The 22211-nt window shown below is 39.6% G+C and carries 19 protein-coding genes, 1 tRNA gene and 1 pseudogene; 7 read left to right on the forward strand and 14 right to left on the reverse strand.

Features of this window, described 5'->3' with window-relative positions:
- From ABYK33_RS04495 to ABYK33_RS04550, 12 genes and pseudogenes are all read right to left on the reverse strand, one after another.
- Positions 1-774, reverse strand: a pseudogene (locus ABYK33_RS04495) (threonine--tRNA ligase); the annotation flags it as partial.
- Between the two features lie 135 nt (positions 775-909).
- Positions 910-2616 carry an AMP-binding protein gene (locus ABYK33_RS04500; protein WP_373031786.1) on the reverse strand — a complete coding sequence of 569 codons (1707 nt, stop codon included), beginning with the start codon at positions 2614-2616 and terminating at the stop codon, positions 910-912.
- A 175-nt stretch (positions 2617-2791) separates the two neighbouring features.
- Positions 2792-3220, reverse strand: coding sequence for a hypothetical protein (locus tag ABYK33_RS04505; RefSeq protein WP_373031788.1), 429 nt, complete (start codon positions 3218-3220; stop codon positions 2792-2794).
- A gap of 123 nt (positions 3221-3343) precedes the next feature.
- Positions 3344-3418: transfer RNA gene (locus tag ABYK33_RS04510), tRNA-Val, on the reverse strand.
- Positions 3419-3544: 126 nt separating this feature from the next.
- Positions 3545-4180: a tetratricopeptide repeat protein gene (locus ABYK33_RS04515; protein ID WP_373031789.1), complete on the reverse strand. Its 636-nt coding sequence runs from the start codon at positions 4178-4180 to the stop codon at positions 3545-3547.
- Positions 4181-4207: 27 nt separating this feature from the next.
- Positions 4208-4954, reverse strand: coding sequence for a diaminopimelate epimerase (dapF, locus tag ABYK33_RS04520; RefSeq protein WP_373031790.1), 747 nt, complete (start codon positions 4952-4954; stop codon positions 4208-4210).
- The gene (gene coaE, locus ABYK33_RS04525; RefSeq protein ID WP_373031791.1) at positions 4941-5534 is read right to left on the reverse strand and encodes a dephospho-CoA kinase; all 594 of its coding nucleotides are present in this window, start codon (positions 5532-5534) and stop codon (positions 4941-4943) included. The genes dapF and coaE overlap by 14 nt, the downstream gene beginning before the upstream one ends.
- Positions 5534-7204, reverse strand: a complete 1671-nt coding sequence (locus ABYK33_RS04530; protein WP_373031792.1) for a murein L,D-transpeptidase — start codon at positions 7202-7204, stop codon at positions 5534-5536. The genes coaE and ABYK33_RS04530 overlap by 1 nt, the downstream gene beginning before the upstream one ends.
- An 82-nt stretch (positions 7205-7286) precedes the next feature.
- Positions 7287-8408: an OprD family outer membrane porin gene (locus ABYK33_RS04535; protein WP_373031793.1), complete on the reverse strand. Its 1122-nt coding sequence runs from the start codon at positions 8406-8408 to the stop codon at positions 7287-7289.
- Positions 8409-8423: 15 nt separating this feature from the next.
- The gene (locus tag ABYK33_RS04540; RefSeq protein ID WP_373031795.1) at positions 8424-8654 is read right to left on the reverse strand and encodes a ferrous iron transport protein A; all 231 of its coding nucleotides are present in this window, start codon (positions 8652-8654) and stop codon (positions 8424-8426) included.
- 1 nt (position 8655) lies between these two features.
- Positions 8656-10779, reverse strand: a complete 2124-nt coding sequence (gene feoB / locus ABYK33_RS04545) for a ferrous iron transport protein B (RefSeq protein WP_373031796.1) — start codon at positions 10777-10779, stop codon at positions 8656-8658.
- A gap of 139 nt (positions 10780-10918) precedes the next feature.
- Positions 10919-13417 carry a hypothetical protein gene (locus ABYK33_RS04550; protein ID WP_373031797.1) on the reverse strand — a complete coding sequence of 833 codons (2499 nt, stop codon included), beginning with the start codon at positions 13415-13417 and terminating at the stop codon, positions 10919-10921.
- Positions 13418-13617: 200 nt separating this feature from the next.
- Here ABYK33_RS04550 and ABYK33_RS04555 point away from each other — a divergent pair, with 200 nt between their 5' ends.
- From ABYK33_RS04555 to ABYK33_RS04575, 5 genes are read left to right on the forward strand one after another with little or no spacing between them, the layout of a single operon-like run.
- Positions 13618-14370 carry a VWA domain-containing protein gene (locus ABYK33_RS04555; RefSeq protein ID WP_373031798.1) on the forward strand — a complete coding sequence of 251 codons (753 nt, stop codon included), beginning with the start codon at positions 13618-13620 and terminating at the stop codon, positions 14368-14370.
- Entirely contained in the window at positions 14367-15905 is a 1539-nt protein-coding gene (locus ABYK33_RS04560; RefSeq protein WP_373031799.1) for a VWA domain-containing protein, read from the forward strand. Before ABYK33_RS04555 ends, ABYK33_RS04560 begins: the two co-directional genes overlap by 4 nt.
- Entirely contained in the window at positions 15886-17031 is a 1146-nt protein-coding gene (locus tag ABYK33_RS04565) for a hypothetical protein (protein WP_373031800.1), read from the forward strand. Before ABYK33_RS04560 ends, ABYK33_RS04565 begins: the two co-directional genes overlap by 20 nt.
- Complete coding sequence (locus tag ABYK33_RS04570) at positions 17028-17975, forward strand: AAA family ATPase (protein WP_373031801.1); 948 nt, start codon at positions 17028-17030, stop codon at positions 17973-17975. Before ABYK33_RS04565 ends, ABYK33_RS04570 begins: the two co-directional genes overlap by 4 nt.
- Positions 17975-18802 carry a DUF58 domain-containing protein gene (locus ABYK33_RS04575; protein WP_373031802.1) on the forward strand — a complete coding sequence of 276 codons (828 nt, stop codon included), beginning with the start codon at positions 17975-17977 and terminating at the stop codon, positions 18800-18802. Before ABYK33_RS04570 ends, ABYK33_RS04575 begins: the two co-directional genes overlap by 1 nt.
- A 219-nt stretch (positions 18803-19021) precedes the next feature.
- On the opposite strand, the gene ABYK33_RS04580 is transcribed toward ABYK33_RS04575, so the two are convergent.
- A complete protein-coding gene (locus ABYK33_RS04580; protein WP_373031803.1) occupies positions 19022-19675 on the reverse strand; it encodes a DUF3972 domain-containing protein in 654 nt (217 codons plus the stop codon).
- A 383-nt stretch (positions 19676-20058) separates the two neighbouring features.
- Between ABYK33_RS04580 and ABYK33_RS04585 the strand changes: the two genes are divergently transcribed.
- Entirely contained in the window at positions 20059-20865 is an 807-nt protein-coding gene (locus ABYK33_RS04585) for an MBL fold metallo-hydrolase (RefSeq protein WP_373031804.1), read from the forward strand.
- Positions 20855-21553: an isoprenylcysteine carboxylmethyltransferase family protein gene (locus ABYK33_RS04590; protein WP_373031805.1), complete on the forward strand. Its 699-nt coding sequence runs from the start codon at positions 20855-20857 to the stop codon at positions 21551-21553. The genes ABYK33_RS04585 and ABYK33_RS04590 overlap by 11 nt, the downstream gene beginning before the upstream one ends.
- 155 nt (positions 21554-21708) lie before the next feature.
- On the opposite strand, the gene ABYK33_RS04595 is transcribed toward ABYK33_RS04590, so the two are convergent.
- Complete coding sequence (locus ABYK33_RS04595; protein ID WP_373031806.1) at positions 21709-21996, reverse strand: hypothetical protein; 288 nt, start codon at positions 21994-21996, stop codon at positions 21709-21711.
- Positions 21997-22211 lie beyond the last annotated feature (215 nt).

Consider the following 22211-nt stretch of genomic DNA (forward strand, 5'->3'; position numbering starts at 1 on the left):
ATAACCGCGTGTGAGGTGTGCTTTGTGTAAGATACTCTCTAGTTTATAGCGAAGTTTTGCACCTTTTGGCATCCAGAAAGGAAGCCCTGGACCTGCTGCTTCGTCAAACATAAAGAGTTCCATCTCAGCACCAATTTTTCTGTGATCACGTTTTTTCGCCTCTTCAATCATCGTCATATGCGCTTTAAGTGATTCTTTGTCTGCAAATGCAACACCATAAATACGTGTTAGCATTTCAGCTTTTTCATCACCCCCAAGGTACGCCCCTGCTACACGTGTAAGTTTGAAGTTATGTAAAAAACGAAGTGCCGGCACGTGAGGTCCACGACACAGGTCTTCAAAGTCACCTTGTTTGTAGATAGACATCGTATCATCTTCGATACGAGACATCACTTTTTGTTTCAAGTCATCATCTGCAAACTTTTCCAAAGCTTCTGCTTTGCTCATCTCGTACTTTTCGATCTTGTATTTTTTCTTGATGAGTTCTTTCATCTTCTTTTCGATGGCCTTGAGGTCATTTTCACCTATCTGTTCATCTACTCTGAAGTCATAGTAAAAACCTTCATCTACTACCGGACCGACAAAAAACTGTGAGTTAGGATAAAGTTCTGTAATGGCCTGTGCCATAAGGTGTGCCGTAGAGTGACGTATGATCTCTAAAGATGCTTCAGAATTGTCATACTCTATAGGTGTTGCTGTACAGTTTTCCCCTGCACTCTGTGTATCAATGATATTGCCCTGGTCATCTATATAACCGATAAGATTTTCGCTCAAATTAGCCCTTTGTGTTATCGTCGCCTACAATGCAACGTTAAAAATGCGGTTATTATAACTAAAAGTTGGATAAGAATGAATTAAGACCTTAAACATGGGTAAGATATAGCCTTTTTAGGGGCTAGCGAAACCCTGTTAAATATAAAGGTAACGCTTGATCTTCTTCGTTGGTGTTTTTACAAAGGGTTCACGCTGCTCAATAATTTTTCTGATACGGGAGAAAGCGGAAACTTTTTGATTGACTTCATTTCGGATCTCTTCAAGCAGTTCATCTATTTTTGCATGTGTTTTTGTTTCCGACTTTTGTTTGGCACCAAATAGTTCATCGATCTTATCATAATCGAGATGTACACGGGCAGAGAGCACCCCATCATTGTCAAAGACCAAGGAATCAGCGACTAAAGGGTGTAAATTAAGTATGGCTTCGATCTGCTCCGGATAAATATTTTCACCGCTGGATCCTACAATAATATTTTTCGCACGACCATGCATAAAGAAGTATCCGTCTTCGTCAAAATACCCGATATCTTCGGTGTTGAACCAGCCGTTTTCATCTATGACCTCAGCCGTTTTCTCAGGATCTTTGTAATACCCCATCATCACATTGGGACCACGTGCCCAAAGTGTCCCCGTACCCTCTTCATTTTGATCTCGCAATTCCAATTCTGTTCCATAGAGTGCTGGACCAATGGCCTTATATCTTGTCTTACTCGGATTTGTACCGGCCAGTAAAGGTGCTGTTTCAGTGAGTCCATACCCTATACAGTAAGGGAACTCTGCTTCACGTAAAAACTTCTCAACTACAGGAGAAACCCCTGCCCCTCCTATGCCGAAAAACCGAAGCTCCCCGCCAAAAGTCTTTACAAGTTTCTTACCTGCAATATTATTGAGTATTTTTCGGATAAACGGGATTGCATAGAGTGTTTTTATTACTATATTTTTTTGAAAGTTAGGCAAGACTTTATTTCTATAGATCTTTTCAATGACCAATGGAACTGTCAGCATGAAGTTAGGTTTAACATCATCCATGGCTTTGATCAAAATGGTTGGCGTCGGCGGCTTTTGAATATAGTATATCGAAGCACCATTGAGAATAGGAACCAGCATACCGATCGTACACTCATAGGTATGGGCTAGTGGCAAAATAGAAAGGAATCGATCTTCAGGATAAATGTCAACGATCTTTTGTGCAGCAGTGGCATTGGATACTAAGTTTTTATGGCTGAGCATCACTCCTTTTGAGTTTCCTGTAGTACCGGATGTATAGATAATGGAAGCAAGATCATCTTCTTTTATATGGTCTTCATGACCTTCTTTCATATGCTTTCCAAGTTTCTTCATCGCCTTATTAAATTGTGCACCGCTTTTTTTGATCACCTTATCTACCCTAGAAGGTGTCGATAATTTTTCAAGTATCTCAAGTGTATCGGTGATCACCAATAGATTCATGGTCGGAGGCTGGCTTTCATCCAGCATGGTTTGAAAGAGTTTTTGAGAGATGAACGCAGCTTTACATTCTGCATGCGTAGCAATGTGCAGTGCTTCAGAGGTGTGAAAATCAGGTAACACAGGGACGATCACTGCACCCATCGTTGTGACTGCAAAATAGACAGCACTCCAATTTGGCATATTCTCACTGTATAGTGCCACGCGGTCACCGGCTTTGATGCCGTACGCATGTAACATTTCCTGGATATTTTCCACATTTTGTGCGAGTTGAGTATAGCGCACGGGTTCAGACCCTACAAACTGGACAGCAGGACATTTTTTATAGGTTTTGACACTATAGTCAAACAGTGCATTAAGTGTTAACTCCGGTAGTTCTATAAGTGCTTTCTCCATACAAATCACCTTTTCCAAATTCACTCATAACATATATAACTATAGCAAAAGCAAAAAAACCATTGCTTAATCATACATTTTAAAGGCATATTATATTTAATAAATTGTATCTGTTTGGTGTTGTATTGTGGAAAATTAGAGAGAAAGAGAGTAAAAGAAAAGTTTTTATGATATATCAGTCGTTTAATATTTTTATCAGCCCCATAGGTGCATATGCTGCCATTGGACCACCTTCTGCCCATTTTTTCATCGCCAGTTTGCCTCGTAATGCATAATGACCACCCTCATCTGTTTTCATAACATCCATAGAGTATTTTACTAATGCTTTGGCATCTTCGTCATTATTCTCTGCAAAGTTTTTTGACAAATACTGGGTAAATATTTTAAGTTTATCTTTCTCAGTGAGTTCATATGCTTTGGCAATATGATCCATAACGCCCATAAAATAACCAAAGATCATTGGGTGTTTATTCTTGTCATCAAGTAAAAATGGATTATTCATTTTAGGCATTGCCAGAGATGCTTCAGTGAACCTATCCAGTTCTCCATAGATCTTTTCATAAGGTAATATATCTTTTGTTTTCAAAAAGTCAAATAACCCCAAAATCGCCCCTCTAAATTAATTTTATGGAATAACTATATCATAAAAATGTCAAAAAATGTCAAATAATGTCAAATAATGTCAATATATGAAGGTATGTAAAAGTTTGAGAAATAAAGTAGTTAATGGTGCTCGATACAAGATTCGAACTTGTGACCACCTCCATGTCATGGAGGCACTCTACCGCTGAGTTAATCGAGCAATTGTTTTCGCATAAGTATCATGACACAGAAGCATTATGCTAACTGAGTTATGCGGCTATTTAACAAAACATCAGTGTTTTGTTGGCTGAAAGTATAACTAAGAGATACTTAAAAATGAGGCGACTTAATCTTGACAGACCCAGGCACTCTCTGTACAAAGTTTATCAAGATAGCCACTCGCTTCACTCTTACCCGAGATCAATGCTTTTTTGAAGTTGTCATAAGCTTTCATTTTGTCATGAGTGATACCTTCTCCCCATGCATACAATACAGCTACATTTACCTGTGCAGAACTGTCACCCATGCTTGCTGCTTTTTGGAAAAGTTCAAATGCTTTTTTCTGGTCCTTCTTCACACCTTTACCTTCTATATATAGCGCAGCGAGATTGTTATAGGCTTGCATGATACCCGCTTCCACGGCTTTTTCATACCAGTATCTTGCTTTTTCATACCCATGGGCATCTGTTTCTCCAGCGGCATGATAAAGTTGTGCTAAATTATACTGTGCCGGGCCATTTCCCTGTTTGGCTGCTTTCTCATACCACTTTCTTGCTTTGTCCAGATCTCTCTGTACCCCTTTACCGTTAGCATAAATAAGCGCCACATTATACTGTGCCTTTGCATCACCTTTTTTTGCCAAAGTATAAAAAGTATTGAGTGATTTAATGTATCCACCGTTGTTATAATCCTCTACTGCTTGATCAAAATCATTGGCAAAGAGAGTGAATGTTGTGATGATAAAAATAAATATATATTTCATGATTTCCTCTTTAAGCGAATAAAGACATTATATCAAGGTCTCAGCAACAAACGTCTTAGTTACCTTGCCGCCAAACCGGTAAACACCCTCTTCATAACTCACATAGAGTTCATCTCCGCTTCTAGGATGTACTTTCACCTGATCAGAGACTTTTCCCTCTTTATGATTACGAATGAAACATGCTACCATTCCTGTCCCGCATGCCAATGTTTCATCTTCAACACCACGTTCATATGTACGGACATACAGCACATCATCCTTCACCATACAGATATTCACATTACAGTTATACTTATGACGTAAAATACGTGCTTCTTCTATGTTGAAGTCATCGATATTATCACGTACAGCTACAAGATGTGGGACACCTGAATTGATCAGCCACCAATGTTCACCATACTCTTCTACATCTTTACTGATGATCTCAGGAGGGGTCATGTCACTTACTACATAGAGCCCGTTTATGGTGGCACGTATGACACCTGCTCCGGTTAAAAACTCTGCTTTATTCTCTTTGGCTATGCCTTTTTCCAATGCAAAATGGGCTACGGCTCTACTTGCATTACCGCACATGTCTGCAACACTTCCGTCCGCATTATAAAATTCCCATTCAAAATCATACTCTGGGTGAGGTAAAACAACCACCAAACCATCTGCCCCTACACCATTTTGTCTATGACACAGTTTTTTTGCAAGTTCAGACCTGTCTGCTCTTTTTTGTGCCACAAACATGACAAAATCATTGCCATTTGCTGAATACTTAGTAATTGTCATTGAGTATCTCCTCTTTCACACGTTCACATTCTTTTTCTAATTGCGTAAGTGTACCACTATTATCTATAACATAGCTAGCCAATTTACGTTTTTCTTCCACAGGTATTTGTGTCTGTATACGATTCAGTGCTTCCTCTTTGCTGTAACCCTCTCGATGCATAAGACGTTCGAGTTGCTGCTCTTCTGTTGCATAGACCACTAATGATCTTTCTATGGGGTACCGCCCACCTTCAAAGAATAAAGGAATATCAATAAAATAGGGTTCACCCCGTTTGTCCTGCTCAGCAGAAAGTCGTTCGATCTCTTTAAAGATAAGAGGGTGAAGCAATGCTTCAAGGGCTTTACGTTTGTTGCTATCGTTAAAGACAATCGCTCCCAAAGCTTTTCTGTCTACTTTACCTTCCCTCACCAATGTCTCACCAAATAACTCTGCAACGGCATGATGCTGTTCATCGAGTAGCTGATGTGCTATTTTATCGGCATCTATGATATGAAATCCCAAGGATGCAAACTTGGCCACAGTCGAACTCTTTCCCGTAGCAATACTTCCCGTCAGGGCAATAGCATACTTAAATGCCATTACCATTTCCTAAAAGATTGAAGTTGCATTTTGTCATAGCCATAAATGTCGTTTCTAAACTGCAACACACCGTCATAATCCACATAGGCAGTCAAATAAACGACATCCACAGGCACTTGTTCTGTTAAATACAAAAATTCTTTGTCTACGCCTTCAAGTCTCTGTTCTGACTTATCAAAATCTACAGTGTCATTGAATGTAGAGAAGGTTTCCAAAAGTGCAATAGGCTGAGAAAGACGAATACAGCCATGGCTGAATGCTCTCACATTACGGTTAAAAAGGCTTTTGGTCGGAGTATCATGCATATAGACTGAGAATTCATTTGGAAATAAAAATTTTACTTTCCCTAAAGCATTGTGCGTCCCTGCTGTCTGTGCAAAACGGTAAGGCACCGTTTTACTGTAACGATAAGCATTCCAATTGACAGAAGCGGGATTGACCTTAGCTGCATCTTTCCCCCATCCGTTATATACCTCGATCTTTTCTTTTCGAAGCACATTTGGACTTCTTAACATTTTTGGAATATACTCTTTTTGAATAATACTTTTAGGGACATTCCACTGAGGGTTCAATACTATCGTTTGTACCGTATTGGAAAAGACAGGGGTAGGGTTTTTCTTGGTTCCTGTGATCACTTTCATCTGTTGACGTAAAGCCCTGTCTTCTTCAAAAAAGAGTGTAAATGCAGGGATATTTATCATAATATGTCGTTTACTATTACGCTCATGAAGCCATTTGATACGATCAAGATTTAAACGTATCTGTTCTATACGCTTTTCTATAGGCGTATTGATCGCCGAGATGGTCTCTTTACCTATGACTCCTTCCGAATCTAGCCCATGACGTTTTTGAAAATGGATAATTGCCTCTTTTAGGCAGGCATCATATGTATTTGCTGCCTGACTGCTGCACGATCCGTAGTCTCCCGTGATACGAAGTCTCTCTCGTAACAATGGGACAGCATCAGATGCTTCACCTGGTTTTAATACCCCGTTGAGTGGTACCGCTGCCCATCCGCCATTTTTTTGAAGTTCCAAGTACCTGATCAGTGATTCTCGAAGTTCTTTGTAACGATACTCTTTGGGTACTGCCTGTGTAAACAGAGAAGATAAACTGCCGCTCAGTGCTGCATTTTCAATAAGAGACATGGGACCGAACTTAGGCTTATAGGTCACCCATGCTGCATTGATATCTGCTGCTTTTAAGTTATAGAGTCTGTCCTGGAAGGCACCCCAGTTAATACTCCCATACAAAGCATAATCTGCATACTCTTTATAAAGCTGGGAAATCTTAAATTCGAGATCTACTTTCTGAGAGAGTGTGCCATTCGAACCATAGATCTCTTGTGCCCTCTGTTCCAAACGCACAGCGTCCAGATAGAGTTTTGAACTGTTTTCAAGGGTTTTATCTGCTTTTATTAGTCTAAAAAGTTCTTTACTGAATGAAGAGGGAGAATCTTCATCTATCCATATTGGCACAAAGAAAAGCCGTGTATAGAGTTGCTTTAAAAAGCTGTTTTGGGGCTGTGTCTTCAGTGAATTTATCATCACTGTGGATGCGACTTCGTGAAATTCCAAATTGGTATTTGCACTTGCCCCTTGAGTGAAGATAAAAGTAAACATAAGCCCAAGGCTTATACATAAATGTTTAACTCTGTATTTTATTCCCATCTATCTTTTCCATTTAACGTTAATTCATAGAAGAGTATATCAAAAAATTGTCACAAAATAATTTCTTTCATTCTGAATAGGCTTAAAAACTGTAATTTGCAAAAACTCTAAGATTTTTAAAAGCATCCTCATCTTTTTCTACATCAGAGAAGACCCCTGCAAAATTTACACTGTCATTATAGGCATATTCCATACCAAAGTCATACTCTTTGGAATGATCTTGGTGTATATCTATATTTGCGAAAATATTTAAGCCTTCTGCGCCTATTACTGAGGCATCCCATTCCAATGTGTAGAGTAAAATATCTCCATCTGGTCCTGCTTCTCTAAGGGTGTTATGCTCTGCATTGGTAAAAAATGGGCCTCCCCCAAAAAAATTATCTGCTTGAATGCCATCTACTGTATTATATGCGATCATTGTTGTCAATCCTACTTTTTTAACACCCAAAAATGCTGCTGCCCCATAGACAGTGGAGTTCTCACCACTGTCATAATCCTGATATACATATTGCAGTGCAGCACCATAGGTATATTTATCTGTTTCATCCTCGTAGTTGGCTTCCAAATAACTTATCTTCACTTCGTCATTTAGATTATAAAACCATCCAGATAGTATTGTTTTATCTATCCCCTCATAAGTGATACCAAGTATCTGCATACCATCATCATCATTGACATCGGTAAAACTGCTTGGAGCAGGACTGTCAACGCCTGACCATTTTTGTACCTGAGAGATAAACAGTGTTGTGTCCCGAATATCTGTATTGACAAAAGTATAGGCTTCAAATGTATTGCGTACCATCCCTATGTCATCAGTGTCCGCAAAAGGAGTATCAAATGTTTGTCTACCCAGCGTAAATACCGTATTGGAAATCGTACCTTTTAGGTAGGCTTCACCCAAACTGGTATAGTTGTCATTATTTTCATCAAAAAAGGGTACACCTTCAAATCCTTCTTCTCCATTACCATGAGAAGTAAACAGCGTCGCTCCCAGTTGAAGACCATAATAAGGTGCCGTTTCAAAGTGCAAAGTGACACCTGCCGAGAACTCATCATTCGTATCATTATTTACTTCATGACTTTGGTACCCCAGTCTCATATTTCCTTCATATTTTCCATTTGAAAAGGCATCGTTCAAGGTGTCTGCAGATATATCAATACTCATTATCATTAGAATAACTAAGCCTAGGATTCGCTTATTCATCTTTTTTCCTCACTCTTAATTATCTATTTGTTTAATTTCTATCTTGCTGGCTTCATCTGCCCGCACAGCAATAAGAGTTGAGCCTACTTCTATCTCCATCGTCTGTTTGGCAAGGGAACAACCTTTGATAAACAGTGTCTCTCCACGCATGACACCAAAAGAGGTCAATCTGTCTTTTAATGCTTTGTCCGCATGGATCTTAACGATCTCTGCTTTATCGCCTTTATGCAAATCACTTAATACCATCTTACACTCCTGTAATCATCAGCGTCACTCGGTACGCTATAAAACTTAATATCCATGCCGTCGAAGTGGTCATGAGGAAAAGATACACCAGATATTTCCATCCTCCAGCCTCTTTGGCAAAGACCATCGATGCAGCCAAACAAGGCAGATAGATCATTACAAATACAATAAATGCCATTGCTGCTGCAAATGGTATATTTGCTTGTATCTGCGAGATAAGACCTTCATTCCCTTCATCTACCTCATCACCCAGTGCATAGAGTACACCCAATGTAGAAACAACCACTTCTTTTGCTGCCAGTCCCGTCTCCAGTGCTACGGCCATACGCCAGTCAAAACCAAGTGGGGCAAAGAATGGTTCAGAAGCGTGTCCTATCTGTCCCAAATAACTCTGTTCAAGTAAACGTAATGAGAGTTCATTGTTCAATTGACTTTTGACCTCATCATTGGTCGTTTGTGCTATCTTCGTCTCAAACTCTGTTTGAAGTAGCTCATTTTTAGGATAGTTACTTGCAAACCAAACAAGCACAGACGCTGCCAAAATAAAGGTTCCCGCTTTTTTGAGGTAAGATTTCGCCTGACCATACACTGTGTGCCAGATGAGCTTGAGTGACGGCATACGATATTTTGGCATTTCCATGACAAATGGTTCATCTTCACCTTTGAAAACAAATACTTTGAGCACCTTCGCGGCAAAGAGTCCTAAAATAGCTCCTGAGATGTAAATAATGAACAAGATATTTCCCGCTTGTTCTGCTTCAAAAAATGCCCCTGCAAAAAGTACATAGATAGGGAGTCTTGCTCCACAAGACATAAAACCTATGATGAAAAGCGTAATGAGTCTGTCCTTTTCATTTTTAAGGGTACGTGCAGCCATATAGGCAGGTACCGAACATCCAAACCCCGTCACTAAAGGGATAAAACTTTTACCATGTAATCCAAACTTATGAAAAAATCCATCCAGTAAAAATGCCACACGACTCATGTATCCTGTAGTCTCAAGTAATGCGATCCCTACAAAGAGTATGAGGATATTGGGTAAGAACATGATCACGGCTCCCACTCCAGCTATCATCCCGTCTGCAACAAGTGAACCTAACTCACCTTCACCCAATACTGCTTTAACCTGCTCTCCAAGCCATCCAAAGGCTGCATCGATATAGTCCATTGGTACAGAACCCAATTCAAACGTAAGCTGGAAGAGTCCCCACATAAAGAATAAAAAGAGAGGGATACCTAGAATTTTGTTGATGAGAAGATTGTCTATCTTCTGTGTAAGGTTTTTGGCTTTCATACCTTCTACAGACATGACTTCCATCTTTGCTCCTTTTGCAAAAGCAAAATGTTCATCTGCAAAGATCTCATCCAGGTCTTTGGTATTGTTATGCAGATAGAGATGATTAAGACCTTCTCTAACAATAGGTAACATCTCTATCCAGATAGGTTCATCGTGCATTGTTTTATACACATCTACATCTTCCTGCAACAATCGTACTGCCAATTGACGGTAAGGAAGTGTACTTTTATACTTTTTCTCTTTTAAAAAGTTTACAATGCTCTCTATCTCTTCTTCTATAGGATCGCTATAAATGACTTTCGCACCCGTCTCCTCTTTTTCATAGACTTCAATGATGGCTGCCTTAAGTTCTTCAACACCTGTTTTTTGTGATGCAGACGTTTTAACACAAGGTACACCCAATATCGCGGAGAGTTGTTTCTCATCTATCGTGATACCCTCTTTTTGTGCTTCATCATCCATATTAAGCGCTACAACCATCTTTTTACCCGTCTCAAGGAGTTGTGTCGTAAACAACAGATTTCTTTGAAGGTTTGTAGAATCCACAACATTGACAATGACATCATACTCATCACTTTGTAAAAAACTTTTCGTAACTTTCTCTTCTATCGTATATTCAGTTAATGAGTATGCCCCTGGGAGGTCAATGATATGTACTTCATAATCTTTACATGTCACTTCATCACAGATCTTAAATTCTACTTCTGTTTTATCTACCGTTACGCCTGAAAAGTTACCTACTTTCAGTGTGGCATTGGATATAGCATTAATCAGTGAACTTTTCCCGACATTCGGTTGTCCTGCTAATGCAATGGTAATTTTTTCCACTTGGTTTCCTTATGGAGTATTATAATTTATCTAAATGATAATTGTTATCACTTAACTGAATTTGATGCAGTATAGTCAACCTTTTCTTAAAAAAGTATTAAATTGAGAGTAATTATCAATTTAAAAATATTCAGCCCCGCTAAAAAGAGAGGCCTTTTAAGAATTCACCGGCTTTTCCACCAAGTACTTTGTCAATCTTTTTTTGCATTTTTTCATCTATCTTATCTTTAAACAACGCTGTGGTATCCACTGTTACTTTTGGGTTATCCACCGACCCTTTAATTTGCCCATTCACTGAGTATTTTTCATACACAAATTTGAATTTAGCTGTATTTGTGTTGTTTATTTTATTGATTCTTCCCTCAGTGATATCGATGCTGCTGTGTGAACCTGTTGCATGCAGTGTGTAGTCTGTGATCTTCTCTTTAATATCCGCATGAAACTTTGTAGAAGTGAAGATCACACGTGCAGGATCTTTTCCTATAGCCATGCTTATCATGCTCGTTAAACTGCTGGGTTTTATCTGGAAAGAGGCAATGTCAAGATCAACTACTCCTGATTTCTTTTTCAGATTATATTTTCCTTTTCCTGAAGCTGAACCCAGAAAATTTCTCTTATGTCCCAGTGTGCCCAAAATATTATCCAAGGGGACACTGCTTATCGTACTGAGTAGATCATCTCCTGTAAGTGTATAACTGATCTCGCCACCCAAAGAAGTAGTTGAACCCGTTACATTTACAACTTTGTCTTTAGCAAATTCTCCTTTCAGTACAAGAGGTCCATAGAGCTTTTTATCGATAAGCGGTTGGATTTCTTTTAAGCTTGGGATATCAATAGTATAGACACTTTTTACGGTCTTGTCTTTGGCGTCATACACCATGTTATCAAGCGTAATATTTCCCAGAGAACTTTTCAATTTCGTATTGATATATCCTTTACCCTCTTTGAACGTTCCGGCGGACTCTAAAGATGCCTTCATATTGAATGCTTCACCTGTCAATTTTTTCATCTCATCAGGCTGCGCTACAAGATTAGTACTTTGAAGCGAAAATGTTCCTTCTTCAGGTTTAAGGTTCGTGAAAACTATCTGACTGTCTATGGTGCCTTTTGCATACACAGGCAAACCACTCAAAGCAAGTATCTTCTCTACAGAAAGTTCAGAGGCATGCACTTTGGCTGTTTTACTGTCATAGGAAAACTCGACTTTTTTACCCAAGCCTTTCGTCACACCGGAGATACTAAGTTTGTCTGTAAACTTGAGTGACCCTTTGGCACTGACCGCTGCGCCTTTATTTACTTGTGCTTTGCGCATCACTGCATTCACATCATGGATCAAAATATCATACTCTGACAGCAAACTCTTTTGCTTAAGATCATACGTGAGGGAAGAAAGTACCATATCTGTAAGTGTTGACTGCAGCGTAACATCTCCCGTAAGCAGTTTATTGGCTATTTTCCCTTCTGATTTCAGTGAAAATGTATTGTCTGAAGGGATTTTGTATCGGGACATTTTTTCTATAGCTTTACGTTTTAATACCCCTTTGTCAACATGCAATGCATAGGTTCCGGACTTCGCTTTCAGATCATCCAGTACTATGGTCCCGCCAAGTTCACCTTTGGCATAGTCAGGTTGTTTGAACAAAGGGAGAAGCTTCTCTAAAGAAAGCTTTTCTAAAGTGATCTTGGCTGTTTTGTCTACAGCAAACTCCAATGTGCCTCCCAAAGAGTGACTTGTGCCTGTGACTAGCGTTGTTTTATCTTTCTTGAGTACCTTGCCATCTACTTTTAAAAGCCCTGCCAGCTTGTTCTTTGTCAAGATACGCATATCTTTCACATCCAGACTATACGCTGCTGTCAATTCATCAGAAGCCATATCTGCGAACGCATCTTTGATCTGCAACGTAAAGAGATTACTTTGTATATCACCGACCAATTTAACACTCTGCCCTTCCAGTTTTGCATCTATCTTTCCGTTCACATAGCTTTTCTCAGGAAGGGTATAATCATACAGTTCTTTCACCAAGGCTCGATTGAAAGAGGCCTTCTTAAGTACGATATGTCCATATCCGCTTCCTGTATCTTCACCTATATCCGGCATATTGATCTCTACGTCTATCTTTCCTTCTGCCAAAGCAGGATGCCCCAGGTACTCCAATACTTCTGCAAATTGCGCACCTTGCATGTTGGCTACGATCTGCTGGGGTACTTCGTTGATGATATTTAGACGGTACTCTACATTTGCATCCAGAGCAGTTCCTTTACCATCGATATACATATCTTCAGAAATACCTTTAAAATTTCCTTTGATATCTACATTTTTCAACTTTCTATCCTCATGGGTAAACGTATCCGCTTTCATATGATAGATGCCCTCAAATGACTTGCTCCAAAGATTGTACTGTGTCACTACACGTACAAGAGCCTGCTTGTTAATGACCATATCCAAACTTGATGTCCCGGACTCAAGTGTAAACGTATTTACCTCAACAGGCAGTCCTATCTCCTGTTCCAACTTCTCCTGTACATAGGGCTTTAACATATCATTACCCGTTTGAGAAAAAGAGAAAAGCAAGAGACCAGCTACACTAAGCAACAAAAACAATAGAATCGAGAGTAATATTATAAGTAATTTATTCATGGCTTATTATACTAAAATAACCATATAAGTGCTAGAATATCTCTATGTATTTTACTTTTGGCTCACCATTCCTATTGGTACTACTTTTATTGTTACCTTGTTTTCTCTGGTGTAAACAGTATAGTAAACCCTACTATTTTCCGAAGTTATCATGGGTAACAAGACAGAGTCCTCTTTTAAGTTGGGAGCCATGGCTGAAAATGGCACTGTTTACGCTTATGGTATTTGCTCTTGCCAAACCTTTTGTCTATGATGCCAGTGCAGATCAGTACAAAAAAGGACGTGACCTCATTTTGGCTATCGATGCCAGCGGTTCTATGGCACAGAGTGGATTTGATCTTAAAGACCGGTTTCAAACCAAATATGCGATCACACAGTCTTTGTCCAAGGATTTCATAGAAAAACGTTTTGATGACAACATGGGTGTTGTCGTTTTCGGGACCTTTGCGTACACAGCCTCCCCTCTGACCTATGATCTTGGATCACTCTCCTATCTGTTGGAGATGACCAATGTCGGACTTGCCGGGGAAAGCACTGCTTTAGGGGATGCCATTATGCAGTCCATACGTACGCTCTCTTACGGTCAAGCCAAAAACAAAGCCATCATTTTGCTCACAGACGGATATCATAACGCAGGAAAGTCTTCGCCTAAAGAGGCGGTAAAAAAAGCCAAAGAAGCAGGCATAAAGATCTATACCATAGGCATTGGAAAGAAGTCTGATTATGATGTATCTCTCTTAGAGACCATAGCAAAGCAAAGTGGCGCTAAAAGTTACACAGCGTCTTCAGCAAAAGCCCTATCCCAGATATACAAAGAGATCAATGCGCTGGAACCCAGTGCCATACGAAGTGAAAACTATCTCAACCAAAGACTGCTCATCCTGTATCCTCTGGGCCTGGTGTTTATCTTGCTTTTACTCTGGGTACTAAGTACAAAAAGGAGTGACAGATGATACTTCTAACGCCAAGTTTTTTATGGTTACTTCTTCCCTTAGCATTACTTTTATGGAGCAGTCCACGCAAACTGATCACATCTGTACACCTCATCATTCTCATGCTTATCGTACTGGCTCTCAGCCGTCCTGTGCAGGAAGAAGCGTTGCAAGAAGCAAGTATAGAGGCAAAAGACATCATCATCGCACTGGATGTCTCTTATTCCATGAAGGCAGATGACATAGCGCCTACCCGTTATGACTTTGCAAAAGAAACCATATCTGCTTTACTTCAGCAAAACCCTGGTGACAACATCATGCTTATTGCATTTACTACCAACCCACTGTTGCTCTCTCCTCCTACTACAGATCATGCACTCATCAACGTTGCATTGCAAAACCTTAATCCGGAGTTCATCCTGACGAAAGGGACCTCTCTGGAAAAACTTTTTAAGAAACTGGCTTCCATGAAGATGCGACACAAGAACCTCATCCTCATGACAGACGGAGGAGAAGAAGAAACCCTTGAGAAGCTGACTCCCCTTGTACAAAATGCTGACATCTCATTAAGCATCTTAGCCTTGGGAACCACACGGGGGACTACCATCAAAAACAAAGACGGCAGCCTGCTTAAAGACAAAGATGACAACCTTGTCATCTCCCGTGTCAATCCGCTTTTGGCATCTCTGACCTCTTCTGTGTCCGGTGCCTATATTACCCCGTCAAGCACAGCCACAGCAACTGCAGACAATATCAATGATGCCCTGCAAAAGAATGAGAGTGAAGCACAAAGTGTACAGAAGATGCAACGCCATTACCTGGAACTCTATCAGATACCTTTGAGTCTGGCTCTTTTATTGTTCTTTATGGTACATACACGCGCGGTTAAATACCTCCTCATCGTTTTTGCCTTTTTCGGACTTCAGGCCGAAGCATCTATGCTTGACAACTACCATCTTAACAGTGCCTATAAAAGCTACAAAGGATCTGATCTCAACGAGACAAAGAACCAGCTAAGACAGATAAAAGTACGCTCCCTGCAAAGCCAAATACTACTGGCAAATACCTACTACAAACAACGTGCATTTAAAAAAGCCATACAGACCTACAAATCGATCCGTTCCACCTCGCCGAATATTAAACAGCAACTCTACTACAACATAGCCAATGCCTATGCTATGCTCGAATCGTATGATAAAGCCAAAATTTACTATACTAAAACATTACAGTTAGGTGAAGATGAAGATGCAAGGTATAACTTGCATCTTGTGGCTCTACTTAGTGATACAAAGAGTGCAGACCTCGGCATTGCCCACCCTAAGTCACAGGATTCTTCTTCCTCTAAAAGTGAATCTCAGGAAGGGGAAGAAGAAAAAGAGTCAAGATCTGAAGATGAACCCAGTTCCGGAAGTGGCGGTGGAGGAGAGAGCCAGACACAAAAAGAGCAGGAAAAGAAAAAACTCTTAAGCGATGGTAGTAAAGAACAACACCCGTTGGGGTCTAAGGTCTACGAACTCATAAATGAAGGATACATACGTGAAAAACAACCTTGGTAAGACATATTTACGTCTACTCATTTTCCTTCTAAGCTTCATCACGCTTCAGGCAGAAGATTTCACCTATGCTTTTAATGCTGACAATCAAAACCCTTATGTCAAAGAACCCGTTATCCTTACGCTTGACGTCAACCAGACCAATCATGATGTCGTTCTGCTCTTTAACTTAACGATCAATAAGAGTGAAGATTACACGTTTCAAAGACTTGATATTAAAGAGACTGACAGCTATCATAATGCCAAAATACATTATGTCTATCTTATCTACCCTTTGCGGTCCGGTGATATCAATGTAACATTCAACCTTCTTAAAAAGATAACAACCGATGACAGTGTCGCTTACAGCTTTTCAGGAGACAGAGATAATGTAAAAGGACTGGTAACCGTTGATACCAATGTCATCTTACCTCCTGTACAGCTAAAAGTGAAGCCCTTACCTCCGGGGACAACACTTGTAGGGGATTTCAGCCTGACTCACAGCATTAAACAACACCAAGCCAAAGCGTACGAACCGCTGCCTTTTCAAGTACAGATCAAAGGTCTTGGGTACCCTCCACTGCTGGAGACTCTCCTCCCTCAAGAAGGTAATTTTACACGCTTTGCAGAAAAGCCTATCCTTAAATCTTTTGCAAGTACCAAAGACACACAAAGCACTGTTACTTATCCTATGGCACTTTCACACAGTAAAAGCTTTACCCTCTCTTCTATTGAGATCAAGGCGTTTAACCCTAAAACAGAAAAAAGTTATACCCTCACAGTGCCGGAACAATACTTTGACATCCAGGAAGTTACAGAGGAGATGTTGGTTGACACTATTGACGCACCGAATGTGCTAAAAGAGGACTGGTCTTGGCTCAGCACATTTTTAGGCTACATTGTGGTATTTACGGCAGGGTACCTGACTGCACTAAGCTGGAGATGGAAAAAGAAGAGCATCTCCAAAACACGTCATCCTTTGATGGAAAAGATACAGAACTCTAAAGATGAAAAATCTTTACTGCAAGTGCTTATCGCAGCAGACAGTAAACGTTTTACACCAAGTATAGAGAAATTGGAAAGTTCTTTATATGGAAATGGTAAAATTAATTTTAATAAAATAAAAAAAGAGGCAGAAGAACAGATATGAATGAACAAATAACGCTACTCAAAAAAGAACTAAGCAAGGCAGTTATCGGACAGGATGCGATGATAGAAGGTTTGCTCATAGGGTTGCTTTGTGATGGTCATATACTTGTCGAAGGAGTACCCGGGCTTGCGAAAACCACTACCATCAATGCCCTCTCCCGTGCCATAGGATTAGACTCCAAACGTATACAGTTCACTCCTGACCTCTTGCCTTCTGACATTATCGGTGCACAGATCTATAATCCAGAAGACCATAGTTTCAGTATCAAAAAAGGCCCACTTTTTACCCACCTTCTTTTGGCTGATGAGATCAACCGTGCCCCTGCCAAAGTACAGTCGGCTCTGCTTGAAGTGATGCAGGAGAGACAAGTCACTATCGCTGAAGAGACATTCAAACTTGACAGTCCTTTTCTGGTCATGGCCACACAGAATCCTATAGAGCAAGAAGGCGTTTATGCCCTTCCGGAAGCTCAGTTGGACAGGTTTATGATGAAGATCGTTGTACAACATAACAGTGAAGAAGAAGAGCTTGAGATCATGAGAAAAGCTGCCAGTAAGAGTTTTGGGGAAGTAGAATCGGTGCTTAGCATTCACGAACTCCATGCCCTTCAGGATGAGATCAAAAATGTGCATGTAGACGAAGAACTCGAACGCTACATGGTACAGATCATCACTGCTACAAGAGAGCCTGAGAGATTTGGATTAGAGAGCATTGCGGAGAACGTAATGTTCGGGGCAAGCCCCAGAGCTTCGATAGACCTCTACAAAGCTTCTAAAGCCAAAGCCTTTTTGCGTGGCAATGATTTTGTAAGCCCTGCAGACATAGGATACGTGATCCACAATGTACTGCGCCATCGCATTGTACTTTCTTATGAAGCAAGGGCCAAGGGTATACATACAGATGAGATCATCTCTACGATCATTGAGACGCTACCAATACCCTAATGAACGCAGCCCTAAAAGCCCTCCAACTCAAAGCGAGACATCAAGTCTACACTTTACTCAGTGGACATAACCTCTCCAAACTGCACGGAGAGGGATATGACTTTTCAGAGTTGAGGGAGTATCAGATCGGTGATGATATCCGTAAGATAAACTGGACCATCACAGCAAAGCTCGGAAAACCCTATATAAAAGAGCTGCATGCCAACCGTGAACTCTCTGTTGTGGTAGCTGCATTTATGGATGCAAGCCTCTATTTTGGTCCAGGAAATGCTAAACAGGAAAAGCTTACCGAGGTCGCCACACTCTTAGGGTATGCCGCGCAGCAGAACAGTGACCTTTTTACAGGATTAAGCTATACTGATAAGAGCACCAACGCTACCCCTCCCACGAAACAATTGTATCACATAGAACAGTTTTCCAAAAGCCTTTTTGAAGCCTCTCTGCTTAACACTACCCTTGACTACCATCGTACTGTTCAAGACCTATTCAAGAGACTTCATAAGCCTTCTCTTTTGTTTGTACTGAGTGACTTTTTAGAAGAAGTAGACCTATCGCTCCTCTCACAAAAACATGAAGTCATTGCTGTCGTTATCAGAGAAAGAGAAGAAGAAATGCCTAAAAGACTTGGTGAGGTAACGCTCTCTTCTCCAAAAGATAAGAAGAAGATGGACACCTATTTTGGTCAAAGAAGTATAGAAAAGTATCTTGCAAAGCTCAAAGAGAATGACGAAAAACTGGCTGAACACTTTGCCCGTTATGACATACGTTCTGTGAAGATCTTTACAGATGATGAAGTAGTGAGTAAATTAGTGGGACTATTCGTATAGTTGAACGGTTGTCATAGACATAAAAACGACAACTCTTGTCGTTTCCTTCATGATGCTTATACGAACAACAGATAGACAAACACCACAAACAAGATAGCAAACCCGATCAGATTCCCCGTTGTTGTCTGTACCAAGGTATGCTCAAAATGACTGATCACAAAATAAGAGATTATTGCAGCAAAAAGACTATACTCTTTTGAAAATCTTTAAGTACCTGCATTATTTTAGAAGATCCTTATACCCTTTGTCTGGGTTAAATTTAAGTTTCCCCGCTACTCCCATGATACGCTCATCACCTGATTTATAGGCTTTTTTCAAACGCTTCATGATCTTGGTCTGTTCTTTCTCTTTCGTTATCTTATGTTGCTTGAAGAACTTCTTGATCCCTATCCAATTCTCTTCTACTGGTTCAATACTCTCTTCTTCAGAGATGACTTCTATCGCTTCTTCCCGAGGTCTCTTTTGTTCTAATTGATGCACATACAACGTACGCATCTCATAAAATGCCTCTTTGAGCAGGTCTATCTCCCCTTTAAGGGTAGTGGAGATCTGTTTATTGGACTTTTTGAGGTCTTTCACCGTGCCTTTGAGGACAGAGATAGTTTCATCTTTGGCCTGCAGTAAAGCCTTATAGTCCGCTCCTTCTGTTTTTGGTGCAGAGGTTTCTATTGTCGAAGGTGCTGTCTTGGACTTTGCAGTGGTTTCTTTTACGGCAGGTGTTGCTTCTTTTGCAACGACTTTGTCAACTACGATGTAAAGTTTACCCTCTACATTCTTCGCTGTCAATATACCTCGTTTGATCTTCGCGTAGACCGCTTGTCTCGAAATACCAAGTTCTTGTGCATATTCAGCAGGCTTCATCAACTTTTCCATATTTATCCCTGTTTACAGTTTTGTAAATGATAGCATAAGTTTTATGAAAGGTTTACAGAAAGAAATCTTGATATTCTATTGTAAAGATAAAGTAGTAATTTTACTTGTATTTAAAAACTGTCTTGAAAATGTAAACTTTTCACTGTACTGACTAAAGGAATAAACTTGGAAAAGTATGACCTAGGTTATTCATGTTACATTCTTTTATCTACCTTACTTAAGATGCTTCTACTCTCTATAAAAAGTCAAATTGAAACCTTATAAAGTAATATATTTTATAAGGTTTTGAAAACCAAACATTTTTGATATACTCTAAATAATGAAATATAGAAATAGAAAAATATTGATCCTTTCAAAATAGTTATACTCATTAAGGAGATCATATGAAAATCACACACTTTCTCTATAATGCTTTCGTCATAGAATCCGGTAATAAAAAAATAGCTATAGATCCAGGTGGATTGTTCTTTTATTTTTTTAGATTCACAACTCTAATTCCTAAATCTGAATGGAAAAGTATCACACATATTTTTGTCACCCATGGCGATCCTGATCATCATTGGCATACAGATAGAGTAGCAGAAGCTTCTCATGCACCTATTATCTGTAATGAAACTATGATAAGAAACATAAATGGGAAAAATATGATGCTTGGTCCACGGGATAAAGGTTTGGCTTTTACAACAGAAATTCATAATTTTCGTACGCTTACTGTAGATGAAACTATTGAGTTTGACGGGATGTCCATCACAGGCATCAAAACTACACATGGGTCACTGAAGTTGAAATTTGGTCCCTTTTCCAAAACTTTACATCCCGGTCCAGAAGAGAGGATCGGTTGGGGGTCTATTGGTTTTGAGATTATAGTAGATGGGAAAAAGATCGTTAACCTTGGAGATACGCTATTGCATGAAAAAGAGTGGCAAAAGATCCAGGAACCAGATGTATTGATGATACCTATCGGAGGGAAAATGATCCATAATACCATGGATGAACAAGAGGCTTTGCAGGCGATAAGTATCATAAAACCCAAACTAGTGATTCCTTGTCATTATAACTGTCCAGCATTTTTCACCAAGATATACAACCCCGTTGATGATATGATGTTTAAAAAGGAAGTTGAGAAAATGGGTATCGCGTGTGTAATTCTCAAAATGAGTGATTCAGTCGAGTTAAAAGATGATAGATAAACAAAACCCTTTCATGCTCTGGTTACGTTTTCTTGTACGTATGGCTTTTTTTGCTGTTGCACTGATGTGGCCAGCAGGTACCTGGAAGTGGTGGGAAGCCTGGGTATTGGTTGTACTGTGGAGTCTCTATGGCGTTGTAATACTTCATTATTTATTACGTAAGGACCCTGCTCTACTTGCAGAACGATTGAAGCTCATACCACTGCAGAAGGAACAAAAGGGTTGGGACAAAGCCTTGATGCTACTTTTTTTTATTGCAGGTATTGGTCTTTATCTGCTTCCTGGTTTTGATGTTATGCGTTATGAGTGGAGTGAACCCTTACCTCTATGGGCAAGAATTATTGCCATGCTTGTACATGTACCTTGCTTTGTACTTCTGGTCTGGATAATGCGCAAGAACACTTATCTGTCACAGGTAGTAAAAATTGATAAAGAGCGTGGTCATAAGGTGATCACTACTGGACCCTATGCATATGTTCGTCACCCCATGTATACTGTAACGATCATTCTACTGTTTGCTGTTCCCATTGCACTTGGGTCTCGGTTCTCATTGATCATTTCACTATTTTTGATGGTCTTACTCATTGTTCGCACTTACCTTGAAGATCGTACATTACATACTGAACTGAAAGGTTACCCGGAGTATGCAAAAGAGACAATTTACCGATTAATTCCAAGACTATGGTGACACTAAAGGAAAATTAGTGAAAACTGACATTGTTTACTGAAATGAAAACCTCATAAAGTTATATGTATTATGAGGGATTCTAATAAGTGCTTGATACTGAGAGAGTTGAATACCATATTAAATATTTCAATATGGTCTCTAACATAATCTATAGACTAAAACTGTTGCTTCATTTTACTATGTTTCTTTGATGCGAGTTTCATGACTTGCCACTTATAATCAGAATCAAATCCATGCAAGGTTCTATTCTCAAAAACATTCTTGCACGCCATTTCCATTATACTTTTACTGGTTCTACTCTTTGCAAGTTCCGTAGCATCACTATATGGTACAGCATAGTTTATTCCTTCAACAATGCCTTGTAAATACGTACTTGTCACCATTGCATAAAACATAATCTTGGCTTCATCTTGGGTTATGATCTCTGTCTTGCTTGAGATCATGAGATTTACCCTATCTTCTGCCTCTTAAGTTAGTTTTTCTTTTTTGTATCCTTAAATTTTAGGATTAAATTAATCATCATTCCTTATCCCTGAAAAATCAAAACCTTATAAAATGTGCTATGTAGAAGGTTTTATGAGGAATATTATCTAAACAGATATTTTGAGTGTAAATTTATCTGTTTAAAGACTTGTATGGTGTTAGGGGTTTATAATGT

Origin of the sequence: Sulfurovum sp. (genome assembly GCF_041562805.1) — a bacterium.
In the GTDB taxonomy this organism is placed as follows: Bacteria; Campylobacterota; Campylobacteria; order Campylobacterales; family Sulfurovaceae; genus Sulfurovum.

What these genes read in the sequence shown, in the direction of transcription:
- coaE (WP_373031791.1), bottom strand. Translation starts at nt 5,534, where the DNA reads ATGGCATTTAAGTATGCTATTGCCCTGACGGGAAGTATTGCTACGGGA.
- ABYK33_RS04580 (WP_373031803.1), bottom strand. Translation starts at nt 19,675, where the DNA reads ATGGAAAAGTTGATGAAGCCTGCTGAATATGCACAAGAACTTGGTATT.
- ABYK33_RS04550 (WP_373031797.1), bottom strand. Translation starts at nt 13,417, where the DNA reads ATGAATAAATTACTTATAATATTACTCTCGATTCTATTGTTTTTGTTG.
- ABYK33_RS04500 (WP_373031786.1), bottom strand. Translation starts at nt 2,616, where the DNA reads ATGGAGAAAGCACTTATAGAACTACCGGAGTTAACACTTAATGCACTG.
- ABYK33_RS04590 (WP_373031805.1), top strand. Translation starts at nt 20,855, where the DNA reads ATGATAGATAAACAAAACCCTTTCATGCTCTGGTTACGTTTTCTTGTA.
- ABYK33_RS04540 (WP_373031795.1), bottom strand. Translation starts at nt 8,654, where the DNA reads ATGGTATTAAGTGATTTGCATAAAGGCGATAAAGCAGAGATCGTTAAG.
- ABYK33_RS04515 (WP_373031789.1), bottom strand. Translation starts at nt 4,180, where the DNA reads ATGAAATATATATTTATTTTTATCATCACAACATTCACTCTCTTTGCC.
- ABYK33_RS04595 (WP_373031806.1), bottom strand. Translation starts at nt 21,996, where the DNA reads ATGATCTCAAGCAAGACAGAGATCATAACCCAAGATGAAGCCAAGATT.
- ABYK33_RS04585 (WP_373031804.1), top strand. Translation starts at nt 20,059, where the DNA reads ATGAAAATCACACACTTTCTCTATAATGCTTTCGTCATAGAATCCGGT.
- ABYK33_RS04575 (WP_373031802.1), top strand. Translation starts at nt 17,975, where the DNA reads ATGAACGCAGCCCTAAAAGCCCTCCAACTCAAAGCGAGACATCAAGTC.
- ABYK33_RS04560 (WP_373031799.1), top strand. Translation starts at nt 14,367, where the DNA reads ATGATACTTCTAACGCCAAGTTTTTTATGGTTACTTCTTCCCTTAGCA.
- ABYK33_RS04570 (WP_373031801.1), top strand. Translation starts at nt 17,028, where the DNA reads ATGAATGAACAAATAACGCTACTCAAAAAAGAACTAAGCAAGGCAGTT.
- ABYK33_RS04555 (WP_373031798.1), top strand. Translation starts at nt 13,618, where the DNA reads ATGGCACTGTTTACGCTTATGGTATTTGCTCTTGCCAAACCTTTTGTC.
- ABYK33_RS04530 (WP_373031792.1), bottom strand. Translation starts at nt 7,204, where the DNA reads ATGGGAATAAAATACAGAGTTAAACATTTATGTATAAGCCTTGGGCTT.
- ABYK33_RS04535 (WP_373031793.1), bottom strand. Translation starts at nt 8,408, where the DNA reads ATGAATAAGCGAATCCTAGGCTTAGTTATTCTAATGATAATGAGTATT.
- dapF (WP_373031790.1), bottom strand. Translation starts at nt 4,954, where the DNA reads ATGACAATTACTAAGTATTCAGCAAATGGCAATGATTTTGTCATGTTT.